A 12,600-nucleotide genomic window follows, 5' to 3' on the forward strand; every position below is an offset into this window, starting at 1 on the left:
TCGCGCGTGGCTCACTTCTGCCCCGCCGCGGCGTAGAGGACCTCGGGGGTGACCGCGCCCGCGACCAGTCGCCCGTCGTCCGTGAGCAGCACCGTGACGAGCTTCGTCCGGATCAGGCGTCCGCTCCCCCACTCCCCGCTCACCGGCGTCGCCGACTTCAGCAGGCCGTCCGCGAGCGATGCCGCGCCATCCGCCGAATCACGCCAGGACTTCTCCTTGCCGGACGTCTCACCGGTCGCCTCACCGGTCGTCTTGCCCGTCGTCCCGGCCGGGTCCTGCCCGAAGCCCTTGGGGACGGACGCGACGAGCACCCGGTCCCAGCCTTCGCCGACCACGCGTGGCGCGTCGGCCTCGTGCTCGTCCTTCCCGTGCGGTAGCCGCGTGAAGGACGGCACCGCCGCCTCCTCGACCTTCGCTCCCGGCGGGGGTGTGAAGGTGAAGTTCTCCGGTGCCGGCGGGGAGAAGGTCACGCTGTCGAAGCCCACCTCGAACGCGGGCTCGGCGGTCCCCTTGGCGTACACCTGGACGCGCAGCGGGATGAAGGTCTCCCCGTCGATCGCCAGTCGCACGTCCTTGATCAGCGAGCCGCCGTCCGTGGGCGTCAGCACGACCTCGTAGGCGGCGCGGCCCGCGACCGTCGCGTCCTTCCCGACGGTGATCCGGGTGTTCCCTCCGGCCGCCTTGAGCGCCTCCTCCGCCGCCTGCTGCGGGGTGATCGCGCTCGGGAACGGCGAGGCGTCCGGCTCGCCGACTGCCGGTCCCCCCTTGACCCTGGTGGCCGTGTTGGCGGCGCTGTCCCACCACCACACCTGATCACCGTTCACGACGAGATCGCTCTCGCTCATCTCGCCGGGCAGCATCAGCCGCATCCGCTCGGGCCCGCCGTACCAGACCTTGGCCTGGTGGGAGCCGGCCAGCAAGGAGAAGGGCGAGGCGCCGCCGCCCATGTTCGGCAGGGAGGGCAGGCCCAGGGACGCGGTCTCCACGATCGTCCCCGACATCGGCCGCACGGTGCCCGACTGCCACGTCCGCGCGGCGTCGGCGAGCAGTTCCTGCGCCGTACGCTCCGGCAGGGACGGGTCACCCTGGACGGCCGCGATCACCGGCCCGGCCGCCGCGACCCCGGCCACCACCGCGACGGCGACGATCGGCACTCCCCACTTCACCGCACGTGCTCCATTCCGCATGTCATGCCTCCACTCTGGTGAATCGCCCGGTGTTCCGCGCGAAACGGGTGAAACGGATGAAATTCACCGGGTCCGCTCGACGGGCCCGATGTCCGTAGCCTGCGCGACCGAACCTGAGCCGACGCTGAGACGAGCTGAGAGGGCTCTCAGCCAGGTCTCAGGCAACAGGCGCCAAGATGGGGCAATGCGGGTTCTGGTGGTCGAAGACGAACGAAGGATGGCGGCTGCCCTGAAAAGGGGCCTGCAGGCCGAGGGGTTCGCGGTCGATCTCGCCCATGACGGCGAGGACGGCCTGCACTGTGCCCGTACGGGCGAGTACGACGTGGTCGTGCTCGACATCATGTTGCCCAAGCTGTCCGGTTACAACGTGTGCAAGCGGCTGCGCGCGGAGGAGAACTGGGTGCCGATCCTGATGTTGTCGGCCAAGGACGGCGAGTACGACATGGCCGACGGGCTCGACCTCGGCGCGGACGACTACCTGGCCAAGCCGTTCTCGTACGTGGTGCTCGTGGCCCGGCTGCGGGCGCTGCTGCGGCGCGGTGGCGGGCGGCGGCCCGCCGTGCTGCGGTCGGGCGACCTCTCCCTCGATCCGGCCCGCCGCCTGGTCGCGCGCGGGGAGACCGCCGTCGAGCTGACGCCACGCGAGTTCTCGCTGCTGGAGTTCCTGATGCGGCGGCACGACGAGGTCGTGTCCAAGACGGAGATCCTCGAACACGTGTGGGACACCTACGACACCGATCCGAACGTGGTCGAGGTGTACGTCGGCTACCTCCGGCGCAAGATCGACACCCCGTTCGGCAGGAACGCGCTCCAGACGGTGCGCGGCGCCGGCTACCGGCTGGTCAGCGATGGCGGCTGAGCCGCCGCCCTGGACCGGCCCCGGGCGGTTTCCCGCCGGATGGTGGCGGCGCAGGAGCCTGCGGTTCCGGCTCACCGCGACCGCCTCTGCGATCCTGGCCCTCGCCCTGGCCGTGTCCGCGTACGTGTTCGTCGGCGTCCTCGGCAGGGCGCTGGCCGGGACGATCGACGACGAGGTGTACCAGCGCGCCCGCGAGGTGGTCGCGCTGGCCGACGCCGGGCGGCTCGGCGACCAGATCGTCACGACGGACAACACGATCGTCCAGGTGCTCGACGCCACCGGGCGGATCGTCAACGCCACGCCGAACACCGATCGGCTGGTCCCGCTGCTCGGCTGGAAGCAGCGGGAGACGGCCATCCGCTCGGGGACGCCCCTGTTCCTGGACGGCAGGCCGTACGGGATCCCCGGCCCGCTGCGGGCGCGGGTCCTCAGCGCCGACGCGGGCCGCACCGTCGTCGCCGCGCGGTCGTTCAAGGAGGTCCAGAGCAGCCTGGAGACCACCGGGCACGTGCTGATCGTCGGGACGCCGCTGCTGCTGGTGTTGCTCGCGGCGGCGTCCTGGCTGGTCATCGGCCGGACGCTGCGGCCGATCGCGTTGCTGCGCAGGGGCGCGGCCGAGATCAGCGGGACGGCCCGCGCGCGGCGGCTCCCGGTGCCCGAGGCGCGGGACGAGGTGCACTCCCTCGCCACCACGCTGAACGACATGCTGGCCCGGCTGGAGGTGGCCGACGCCCGGCAGCGCGCCCTCATCTCCGACGCCTCCCACGAGCTGCGCAGCCCGCTGGCCAGCATCCGGCTGCAACTGGAGGTCGCGCTCAGCCACCCCGAGGGCCAGGAGTGGCGGGAGACCGCCGAGGGCGTGCTCGAGGACACGATGCGGCTGTCCCGGCTGGCCGAGGACCTGCTGGCGCTGGCCCGCCTCGACGAGGGGCGGCCCGCCCGGCGCGAGCCGGTCGATCTGACCGCGCTGGCCGGACGGGCCGCCGAACGGCACGGCGTCACCGGTGAACTCACCCCGGGGATCACCGTGTACGGCGACGCCCTCGATCTCGGACGGGTCCTCACCAACCTGGTCGCCAACGCCGTACGGCATGCCACCTCGACGGTGGTCGTCGGGCTGCGCTCGGAGAAGAGCGCCGCAGGGGACGCGGGAGGGGGCATGGCGGTGCTGACCGTGGCCGACGACGGGCCGGGCATCCCGGCGGAGGACAGGGAGCGGGTCTTCGACCGGTTCACCCGCCTGGACAGCGCCAGAAGCCGGGACGACGGCGGCGCCGGACTCGGTCTCGCCATCGTCCGCGAGACCGTGCGGGCCCACGGCGGGAGCGTCCATCTGGAGGAGGCCGCGCCGGGCCTGCGCGCCGTCGTCCGGCTGCCCCTCGCGGCGTCCGGACGGGCGTCGCGACCGGCCCCGGGGCCGCAGGCAGGACCGGGGGCGACCGCCGGACGCGCCGCCCGGGGAGGGCTCGGGTAAAGGCTCCACCTCGGTCGCCGGGCCGCACCGTCCGCACAGCCCGGCGTTGTATACGTTATGTATCCGAGTGGCCACAAATAGTGTGCGGGGGGCGTGGCTCATGTCGTGCGTTCATGAAAGGCCGCGTGAACGGTCGCGCGGGTGGTTGCGGTGTGCCGCGGCTGCGGTCCTGGCGCTCGCCGGCGTCGGTTGCGGCACCGAGCCGGTCACGCCCGAGTACTACCCCACCACCGAGGGCGCCAACACGCAGGTCGGCGAGATCAAGATCAGAAACGCGTCCATCGTCGGCCCCGCTCCGACCGCCCAGGATCGGGTGGGCGCCTCCGTTCCTGTCTACTTCTCGCTGATCAACGCGGGGAAGACGGAGGACAGCCTGGTCCAGATAACCGCCGAGGGCGTGGCCAAGACCGTGGACATGTCGAAACCCGAGATCCCGATACCCGTGCTGCAACTCGTCTGGGTGGGCACCGGCCCGTTCACCGTGACCCTGCGCGACCTGGAGCGGCCGCTCACCGTCGGACAGTACGTCACCCTGCGGATGCGTTTCAGGAAGGCCGGCGCGGTGACGGTGCGGGACGTCCCGGTCCAGATGGCCTCCGTCGCCACGACGCTTCCCAGCCCGCCTCTCGTGAGCCCGTCGCCGTCAGGTTGACTCCGGTCGCGAAGGGTAGTCCCGTTTCATGACATACCAGGGCAGCGAGCCACACGAGGGGGCGCAGTCCGACCTCGTCGTCAACGCCGCGACGCGCCTGTTCGCCGCCCTCGGTTACGACGGCACGTCCCTCCACCAGATCGCCGAGGCGTCGGGGCTCGATCTGGCCACGCTCGGCGCGGTCGCCGGAAGCAAGCGGGACATCTACCTCGCGGTGCTCGACCTCGCCTTCCGGCGGCACCGCGCCATGCTGGAGGAGTCCGTACGGGAGTTCCGCGAGACCGGGTCCGTGCACGCGCTGCTGGAGAGGTATCTCGACTTCTGCCTGGAGTACCCGGACAACCTGGCGCTCTGGATGCATCGCTGGCTCGCCGACGCGGTCGACGTCACCGACTTCGAGCAGCGGTACGTCCAGCCGGTCATCGTCGTGGTCGGCGACCTGTTGCGGGAATCGCTCGCCCGGTGCGACTCCGACGTGGACATCGACATCGAATTCAGCATCTGGACCGTGATCTGGTGCGCCCACGGGTTCGTTCGCGGTGGCTTCATCGGACCTGACGGCCTGCTGCACCGAGCCTCGGATCCCCAGACACTGCGCCGGTTCCGCCGGCACATGCACCGGCTGTGGCACCGCCAGCTCTGTCTCCCCGGAGAGCCGCCCGCCGAGTACCTTCTCTAGCATCGGAATTCCCTCCGCTCTCCGTCCCCCAAGGAGATCTGATGCTTCCCGAGTACGGCCGGCCGGTTCATGAGCTGCTCGACGAGCTGGCTGAGCTGAAGGCCGGTGACCTGCCCGTCCGAGGCGGCAAGGTGACCGCGTACGTGTACGACACCGGCCGCCCCGAGATCCACGACGCCGCGCACCGGGTGTACGCCGAGATGCTCGAGGTGAACATGCTCGACCCGACGGCGTTCCCGAGCATGGTGGCGCTGGAGAAGCAGGTGGTCGGCGCGGTGGCGGACCTGCTCGGCGGCGACGGATCCATCCTGGGCATCTTCACCAGCGGCGGCACCGAGTCGATCATGCTGGCGGTGAAGGCGGCCCGGGACCACTGGCGCGCGAAGAGTGCGGGCGCGGGGCCGGGCGAGGGGACGGGCGGAGACCGCGGCGTCCCGCAGCTCGTGCTCCCGGTGACCGCGCATCCCGCGTTCCACAAGGCCGCCCACTATCTGGGCGTGGAGGTCGTCCCCGTCCCGGTGGACCCGGTGACGTTCCGCGTCTCCGTGCCCGCGGTCGAGGCCGCGATCGGTGACCGGACGATCCTCGTCGTGGTCTCCGCGCCGTCCTATCCGCAGGGCGTGATCGACCCCGTCGCGGAGGTCGCCGCGCTCGCCTCGTCCCGGGGTGTGCCCTGCCACGTGGACGCCTGCGTGGGCGGCTGGCTGCTTCCGTGGTTGCGCGAGGCGGGGGCGGAGATCCCCGCGTTCGACCTGAGCGTTCCCGGTGTCACGTCACTCTCCTGTGACCTGCACAAGTTCGGCTACGCGCCGAAGGGCGCCTCCGTCCTGCTCTTCAGGGACGAGGAGCTGCGCCGCCGCGCCTACTTCGCGTCCGCCGCCTGGCCCGGATACACGATCATCAACGCCACCGTGCAGAGCTCGCGCTCCGCCGGCCCGCTCGGCGGGGCGTGGGCGACCCTCCAGTCACTCGGCCGGGACGGCTATCTGGAGTTGGGCCGTACGACCCTGGAGGCGACCCGGCGGCTGGTCGAGGGTGTGGCGGCGATCCCCGGCCTGCGGGTCCTCGGCCGTCCCGAGTCCTCGCTCGTCGCCATCGCGGCCGAGCCTGACGGCGGGATCGACGTGTTCGTGCTGGCCGACGAGGCGCGCAGGCGCGGCTGGTTCCTCCAGCCGCAGCTCTCGTACGCCGGGATCCCGGCCAACATCCACATCACCGTCACCGGCGTCACACTGCTCGGCGTCGACGCCATGCTGGAGGTGATCGCCGAGTCCGCGGAGGCGGCGCGGCGGTCAGGCCCCGCCGTGGTGCCGGACGGCCTGCCGGAGCTCATCGCCTCGATCGACCTGGACGCGCTCGACGACGCCACCTTCGCCGAGATGGCCGCGGCGGTCGGCATCGAGCTCGGCGGCGAGGGTCCGAAGGAGATGGCCGTCGTGAACGCCGTCCTGGACGCGCTGCCCGCCGAGGTCCGGGAGGCGGTGCTCGTCCGGTTCCTGGCCGGCATCTACTCCTGATCACCCCGCCTTCCCGGGAGGTGGCGGGTCAGGCGCGCAGGCGCTCGACGACGTCCAGGGTGGCGCGGGCGCTCGCCGCGTCGTGGACGCGGAAGACCCGGGCCCCCTGGAGGGCGGAGACGGCGAGCGTGGCGAGGGTCCCGGCGTGGCGCTCCTCGACGGGCAGGCCGCCGAGCGTCTCTCCGACGAAGTCCTTGTTGGACACGGCCACCAGCACCGGCCAGCCGGTGGCCACCATCTCGTCCAGGCGGCGGCTGATCTCCAGGGAGTGCCAGGTGTTCTTCCCGAAGTCGTGGGCCGGGTCGATCAGGACCGCGTCCTCGCGCACGCCTGCCGAGACCGCTTTCTCCGCCAGCCCCGTGGTGTAGTCGATCACATCGGCCACCACGTCCGCGTACGCGATGCGATGCGGACGGGTCCGCGGCTCGACCCGTCCGGCGTGTGCGCAGACGAGTCCGACGCCGTGCCGGGCGGCGACCTCGGCGAGACCGGGATCGACCCCGCCCCATGTGTCGTTGAGCAGGTCCGCGCCCGCCTCGGCGACGACCTCTCCGACCTCGGACCGCCAGGTGTCGACGCTGATGATCACGTCGGGGTGGCGGGCCCGGACCGCGGCCACCAGGTCGGCGACCCGGCGGATCTCCTCCGCCGGGTCCACGTCGTCACCCGGCCCGGCCTTGACGCCCCCGATGTCGACGATGTCCGCCCCCTCGTCGATCAGGCGGGAGGCCGCGTCGAGCGCCGCGCGGAACCCGAACGTCGCCCCTCTGTCGAAGAACGAGTCGGGTGTGCGGTTGACCACCGCCATGATCGCGTAGTCACCGGGGCCGAAGGCCCGGCCGCGAAGCCGCAGAGTAGACATCCCGGCCAGATTACCTCTGCGACCTGAATAAGCGATCAATACGGATCCGGGATTTGGAGCGCTCCAAAACTAGGCGGCGGAGCCGCCCTCCGCGAGGGCGAGAAAGTCCTGGGCCATGGCCGGAAGCCTGCGCCGGGCGTGGACCACCGCGATGACCTTCTTCAGCGCAGGGCTCAGGGAACGGACCTCCAGGCCGGCCCTGGCGGCGGGCTCCGCCATCGCGCGGTACCAGAGCAGGTGCACGCCCGCCTCCCGCACCGTGTCCAGCCAGCCCGTCCGGTCGTCGGACTCGACCGCGACGACGGGCCGGACGCCGTACGTCGTGAAGATGTGGTCGAACTCCCTGCGGCGCGGGCTACCGGCGGTGGGCAGCAGCAGGCGCGTGCCGGTCAACCGGGCCAGCGGCACGGGCTCGGGAAGGCCGGATCCGGGAGGTGAGATCAACACGATCTCCTGCCGCTCGACCGGATGGGTCACCAGATCGGTGGGCACCGGCAGGTCGGTCAGACCGAGATCGGCGCGCTGCTCGCGCACGGCGCTGACCACGCTGTCGCGCCCGTCGCACCGCACGATGTGCACGCGGATGCCCGGATGCTCCGCCGCGTAGGCGGGCAGCAGCCGCCCGGCGAGGCCGGGCTCCAGGCTCGGCGTGGAGGCGATGCGCAGCTCGGCCCCGGCCGCGTGCGTGTTCGCCGCCAGCGACTCGATCTCATGGACGGCGTCGAGCGCCTCGCGGGCCAGCTTGACCACCCTGCGGCCCTGCGCCGTCACGACGACGCCCCGCCCCGAGCGTGCGAAGAGGGTCATGCCCAGCTCGCGTTCCAGGTCCCGGATCGCGCGGGACAGTGCGGGTTGCGCGATGTAAAGAGACCGGGCCGCGTCGGTCATGGTGCGGTGCTCCGCAGTCGCGACCACATAACGGAGCTGCTGCAGATTCATGCGAGAAAAACTAGGGCAGAAAGGCCCGGCTATTCCGGAACATCGCAGAGATCACCTCGGGCGATTACCCTCCGCTCCCGCTTACTGCGACATCCGTGACAGGTGTGAAATCAGTATGGTTTTGCCCCATATCCGGAAAAGGGGGCAAAACTTTGGCGACGCAGTACCCTCCACCGCCGCCTCAGCGCGGGAATCCGTACCCGGGGCAACCCTCGGGGTTCCCACCGCCACCACCTCCAGGCACGCAGGGCGCGCCCTATCCGCCGCCTCCGCCTCAGACTCCGCCGCAGGGTCCTCCGCCGGGCGGCCAGGCCCCGTACCCACCGCCGCCGCAGGGTCCGCCGCAGGGTCCGCCACAGGGATCGCCGTACGGGCCGCCACAGAGTCCGCCGTACGGCGCGCCTTACGGTTCGCCGCACGGAGCGCCACCGGGAGCACCCCGGGGGATGCCACCGGGGCCGGGAATGCCACCGGGGCCGCCGCAGGGGATGCCCCAGCCGCCTCCACCACCCGGTCACCCGCAAGGCCCGCAGGGCTGGTCCCCGCAACCGCCGCATCCGAACCCGCCGTACCCGCCGGGTCCCCAGCGACCCACCGGCCCGTACGGGCCGCCGCGCTACACGCCGCCCACCTGGCAGCCGCGGAAGAAGAAGTCGGGTGCCGGCGCGATCGTCGGCGGACTGCTGGGCGTGATGGCACTCGCCCTCGTGGTCCTCTTCGTCGGCGCCGCGCTGCTCAAGAAGTCCGGGCACGAGAGCTCGACCACGCCCATCGCGCTGCCGACGTTCACCTACTCGCCTCCGCCGCGCAACGAGCCGACCTCTCCCCCGACCACCCGACCCACGTCACGGCCCACGTCACAGCCGACGTCACGGCCGACGTCACGGCCCACCTCGGAGCCGGTGCGGCAGGTCAACAAGAGCCTGAAGGCCAACAGCGTCTACCTCGCCGGCACCCTGCCGACGACGCGATGCCCGGCGGGGAACACGAATATCTACAACCACGCCCAGTTCAAGGCGCTGATCCTGAAGACCGGAAAGTGCATGGGGAACGCGTGGGGACCCGCCCTGGACCGCGTCGGGATCAACTGGCAGGCACCCGGGTACATGATCGCCGCCCGTAAGGGGCGCGGCGCGTGCGGCGACTATCCGTCTCCCGGAAGCAACGTGCCGTACTACTGCCCGCGCAACAGCACGATCTACGCCTCGACGTCCGCCATGACCAAGGAGTACGGCTCGCTGGGCAACTGGCACGGCCTCATCATCAGCATGATGGCCCACGAGTACGGCCATCACGTCCAGAACCTCACCGGCATCTCCGACCAGTGGTGGAGCCACTACCTCGCGACCTCGTCGAAGAACACACGGCTGGCTCTGACGCGCCGGCACGAACTCCAGGCGACCTGCTTCGGCGGCATGTTCATGCGGTCCGTGGCGGCCAGCTACCCGATCAGCGCGACCCAGCGCAACTCGCTGCTGTGGGCCTACAACCATCTCGGCGACCCACCCGGCGGGCCACGCGATCACGGCAGCACCGCCAGTAACTACGGGTGGTTCCGGCAGGGATACATGCGCCAGAAGGCCTACCAGTGCAACACCTGGGCCGTCGGTGCGTCCTCGGTCTCATAGTCCCTTATTTGGCTTCTGTCAGCCTTGTCGGGATATGGGGCTAGAATCCGTCGTCAATTCCTGCAACTTCAGATACCGGGCATTTGCCGTCGAGACGGGAGCGGTTGACCATGCGCCGTGGGGACGCCATGGACGAGGCCGGCGACGGTCCGGAGGGACCGTCACAACCGCGCCCCCGGAGACGCCCCGCTGGAAACGCCCAGCGGGGGGCCGGGAACGCCGAGCGCGGGACGGACAACTCACGTCGCGGCACCGGAAATCCCGGACGGGAGGCGGGCGGCTCCCAGCGCGACGCGGCGAACCCCAGGCGGGATGCGGGGCGGCGCGAGCAGGAGCCGGGCGGCCCCGCACGAGAGCAGGGCACACCCGGACGAGGGCCAGGCGGCCCCGGTCGGGAGCCGGGTGGTCCCGGTCGGGAGCCGGGCCGGGAACCGGGGCGTCCGGCGCGCAGGCCGCGAGCCTCCCAGCAGGACGCCGGATCCGCCGGTCGCGGGACCGGAGAACCGCAGCCCCCGGCCCCTCCGCGTAACGGCGAGGCTCCGCCGCGCGTGGCCGGGAGCGCGCCCCGCAGGGGTGACGGGCCGCCCGGCAACGGCACGAGCAACGGAAGGGGTGAGGGCGCCCAGCGCAACGGCGACGGCCCGCCGCGTAGGGCCGACGGCCCACAGAACGCGCCCCGCGCCCCCCAGGGCAAGGGAGGGGGGCCGCGATACGGGAAACCGGTGACCACCAGGTCCCTCATCGGCTGGACCGCCCTGTCGGCGATCGTCCCCGGCGCGGCCCATCTGCGGGCGGGCAAGCGCCGTACCGGCTTCATCCTGCTGGCCGTCTTCGGCGCCATCCTGATCGCGGCGGTGGCCTACGGCGTGCAGTTCCTGTGGAACGCCGGCGCGGCGCTCCGGCCGAGCACCATGACCACGGTCACGATCGCGGCGGGGGCATGCGCCCTCGCCTGGTTCGGTCTGATCGCCATGTCGTACATGGCGCTCCGCCCGGACCGCCTGCCCCGCAAGGGGCAGATCGTCTCCGGCATCGTCGTCGGCGTGCTGTGCGTCTCGGTGATGGCCCCGTTCGCGCTGACCGCGAGCACCGTCAACACCGCGAACGACTTCCTGGACGACGTCTTCGTGCCCAACCCGGGCGGCCCGAGCCCCTCCCCGATCAGGGCGGAGGACCCCTGGAACGGGCGCAAGAGGGTGAACTTCCTCCTCATCGGCGCGGACGCCGCGGGCAACCGCGAGGGCGTGCGCACCGACTCGATGACCGTCGCCAGCGTCAACCTCTCCACCGGCAACACCGTCCTGTTCAGTCTGCCGCGCAACCTGCAGTACGTACGGTTCCCCGAGAGCAGCCCGATGCACAAGCAGTTCCCCAACGGGTTCAACGCCGAAGGCCAGGGCCTGCTGAACGCCGTCTGGTACTACGCCGACAACAACCCGCAGCTCATGGGCGGCAAGAACCGGGGCCCCGAGGCGCTGAAGGACGCGATCGGCTACACGCTCGGCCTGAACATCGACTACTACGCGATGGTCGACATGTTCGGTTTCGCGCGGTTGGTCGACGCCATCGGCGGGCTCCGCATCCGGGTCGAGCAGGACATCAAGTGGGGCGGCCACTACGGCACCGCCGGAACCATCAAGGCCGGCTACCGCACGCTGAACGGCGAGGAGGTCCTCTGGTACGGCCGCTCGCGAGTGAACAGCGACGACTTCTCCCGGATGGCCCGCCAGCGCTGCGTGATCGGCGCGCTCGCCCAGCAGGCCAGCCCGGCCACGGTGCTCGCCAACTTCAACAAGATCGCCGCCGCCGCGCGGCACATGTTCCGCACCGACATCCCACGTGACCTCCTGGAGCACCTGGTCCCGCTCGGCCTGAAGGTGAAGGACGCCAAGATCACCAGCCTGCAGTTCGTGCCGCCCGTCATCTACACCGGCAACCCCGACTGGGCCAAGATCCGCAAGCTGAGCCTGAAGGCCATCCGCGAGTCCGTGGCGGACAGCCGTACGTCGGCCGCGGGTGTCACCGCGAGCCCGAGCGGCACCGGCGTCTCGGCTTCCGGCTCGCCGGGCGCGAGCGTGTCGGCCAGCCCGTCGGTGGGCGCGTCGGCGAGCAGGCCGGCCCACACGGCCACCCCCACACCCAACGACAAGGCCGCGAAGTCGCTCTCGGAGCTCTGCGGGTTCTGAGGGACCGCCGGACATGATGGAGGTATGAAGGCACCCGTCTGGATCGTGTCCGGACCTCCCGGGGCGGGCAAGTCGACGGTCTGCTCGGCGCTTCTGCGCCGATTGGACCCCGTGCCCGCCCTGCTGGACAAGGACACGGTCTACGGGACCTTCGTCGAGGCCACTCTCGCCGCGTACGGCAAGCCGCCCGGCGAGCGGGAGGGCCCGTGGTACGACGAGCACGTCAAGCGGCACGAATACGACGGTCTGACCGCGACCGCGCACGAGATCCACGCGCACGGCTGCCCGGTGATGCTCAGCGGGCCGTTCACCTCACAGGTGCACGACGCCGACCGTTGGCGGCACTGGGTCGCCGAACTGGGCGGGCCTCCGGTCCGTCTGCTGTGGGTCCGCTCGGACGGCCCCACCCTGCGCAGGCGGCTGACCGAGCGCGGACTGGACAGAGACGGCCAGAAGCTCGACCGGTTCGAGGAGTATCTCCGGGCCATTCGTGTGGACGAGCCTCCGGCCGTGCCGTACATCGAGATCGACAACCGCCTCGGCGCCCCGCCGATCACGGACCAGCTGCGCCGGGCGGCGATCCGTTAGCGGGGCGCCCGGCGCAGCTGGTCCGTGAT

11 protein-coding genes are annotated in these 12,600 nt (G+C 71.4%); 8 read left to right on the top strand and 3 right to left on the bottom strand.

Features of this window, described 5'->3' with window-relative positions; all coding sequences use genetic code 11:
* Positions 1–11: 11 nt before the first annotated feature.
* Positions 12–1,187 (bottom strand): DUF2092 domain-containing protein, encoded by a 1,176-nt coding sequence (locus IMZ11_RS20835; RefSeq protein ID WP_228643948.1) that lies wholly within the window; start codon positions 1,185–1,187, stop codon positions 12–14.
* Between the two features lie 184 nt (positions 1,188–1,371).
* On the opposite strand from IMZ11_RS20835, the gene IMZ11_RS20840 reads away from it, so the two are divergent.
* From IMZ11_RS20840 to IMZ11_RS20860, 5 genes are all read left to right on the top strand, one after another.
* Positions 1,372–2,046, top strand: a complete 675-nt coding sequence (locus IMZ11_RS20840) for a response regulator transcription factor (RefSeq protein WP_061259597.1) — start codon at positions 1,372–1,374, stop codon at positions 2,044–2,046.
* Complete coding sequence (locus tag IMZ11_RS20845; RefSeq protein WP_228643951.1) at positions 2,036–3,520, top strand: cell wall metabolism sensor histidine kinase WalK; 1,485 nt, start codon at positions 2,036–2,038, stop codon at positions 3,518–3,520. Before IMZ11_RS20840 ends, IMZ11_RS20845 begins: the two co-directional genes overlap by 11 nt.
* A gap of 145 nt (positions 3,521–3,665) precedes the next feature.
* A complete protein-coding gene (locus IMZ11_RS20850; protein ID WP_228643954.1) occupies positions 3,666–4,172 on the top strand; it encodes a hypothetical protein in 507 nt (168 codons plus the stop codon).
* A gap of 28 nt (positions 4,173–4,200) precedes the next feature.
* Positions 4,201–4,851 (top strand): TetR/AcrR family transcriptional regulator, encoded by a 651-nt coding sequence (locus IMZ11_RS20855; RefSeq protein WP_228643956.1) that lies wholly within the window; start codon positions 4,201–4,203, stop codon positions 4,849–4,851.
* A gap of 41 nt (positions 4,852–4,892) precedes the next feature.
* Entirely contained in the window at positions 4,893–6,368 is a 1,476-nt protein-coding gene (locus IMZ11_RS20860; protein ID WP_228643958.1) for an aspartate aminotransferase family protein, read from the top strand.
* A 28-nt stretch (positions 6,369–6,396) separates the two neighbouring features.
* Here IMZ11_RS20860 and folP read toward each other — a convergent pair whose 3' ends face one another.
* A complete protein-coding gene (gene folP / locus IMZ11_RS20865) occupies positions 6,397–7,230 on the bottom strand; it encodes a dihydropteroate synthase (RefSeq protein ID WP_228643960.1) in 834 nt (277 codons plus the stop codon).
* A gap of 69 nt (positions 7,231–7,299) precedes the next feature.
* Positions 7,300–8,169: a LysR family transcriptional regulator gene (locus IMZ11_RS20870; RefSeq protein ID WP_228643962.1), complete on the bottom strand. Its 870-nt coding sequence runs from the start codon at positions 8,167–8,169 to the stop codon at positions 7,300–7,302.
* A gap of 488 nt (positions 8,170–8,657) precedes the next feature.
* Here IMZ11_RS20870 and IMZ11_RS20875 point away from each other — a divergent pair, with 488 nt between their 5' ends.
* From IMZ11_RS20875 to IMZ11_RS20885, 3 genes are all read left to right on the top strand, one after another.
* A complete protein-coding gene (locus IMZ11_RS20875; protein ID WP_228643964.1) occupies positions 8,658–9,797 on the top strand; it encodes a neutral zinc metallopeptidase in 1,140 nt (379 codons plus the stop codon).
* A gap of 722 nt (positions 9,798–10,519) precedes the next feature.
* The gene (locus IMZ11_RS20880; RefSeq protein WP_228643966.1) at positions 10,520–11,983 is read left to right on the top strand and encodes an LCP family protein; all 1,464 of its coding nucleotides are present in this window, start codon (positions 10,520–10,522) and stop codon (positions 11,981–11,983) included.
* Between the two features lie 24 nt (positions 11,984–12,007).
* Complete coding sequence (locus IMZ11_RS20885; protein ID WP_228643968.1) at positions 12,008–12,571, top strand: AAA family ATPase; 564 nt, start codon at positions 12,008–12,010, stop codon at positions 12,569–12,571.
* The last annotated feature ends 29 nt before the right edge of the window (positions 12,572–12,600 follow it).

The organism is Microtetraspora sp. AC03309 (assembly GCF_020826795.1).
In the GTDB taxonomy this organism is placed as follows: domain Bacteria; phylum Actinomycetota; class Actinomycetes; order Streptosporangiales; family Streptosporangiaceae; genus Microtetraspora; species Microtetraspora glauca.

What these genes read in the sequence shown, in the direction of transcription:
- IMZ11_RS20835 (WP_228643948.1), bottom strand. Translation starts at nt 1,187, where the DNA reads ATGCGGAATGGAGCACGTGCGGTGAAGTGGGGAGTGCCGATCGTCGCC.
- IMZ11_RS20840 (WP_061259597.1), top strand. Translation starts at nt 1,372, where the DNA reads ATGCGGGTTCTGGTGGTCGAAGACGAACGAAGGATGGCGGCTGCCCTG.
- IMZ11_RS20845 (WP_228643951.1), top strand. Translation starts at nt 2,036, where the DNA reads ATGGCGGCTGAGCCGCCGCCCTGGACCGGCCCCGGGCGGTTTCCCGCC.
- IMZ11_RS20855 (WP_228643956.1), top strand. Translation starts at nt 4,201, where the DNA reads ATGACATACCAGGGCAGCGAGCCACACGAGGGGGCGCAGTCCGACCTC.
- IMZ11_RS20860 (WP_228643958.1), top strand. Translation starts at nt 4,893, where the DNA reads ATGCTTCCCGAGTACGGCCGGCCGGTTCATGAGCTGCTCGACGAGCTG.
- folP (WP_228643960.1), bottom strand. Translation starts at nt 7,230, where the DNA reads ATGTCTACTCTGCGGCTTCGCGGCCGGGCCTTCGGCCCCGGTGACTAC.
- IMZ11_RS20870 (WP_228643962.1), bottom strand. Translation starts at nt 8,169, where the DNA reads ATGAATCTGCAGCAGCTCCGTTATGTGGTCGCGACTGCGGAGCACCGC.
- IMZ11_RS20875 (WP_228643964.1), top strand. Translation starts at nt 8,658, where the DNA reads ATGCCCCAGCCGCCTCCACCACCCGGTCACCCGCAAGGCCCGCAGGGC.
- IMZ11_RS20885 (WP_228643968.1), top strand. Translation starts at nt 12,008, where the DNA reads ATGAAGGCACCCGTCTGGATCGTGTCCGGACCTCCCGGGGCGGGCAAG.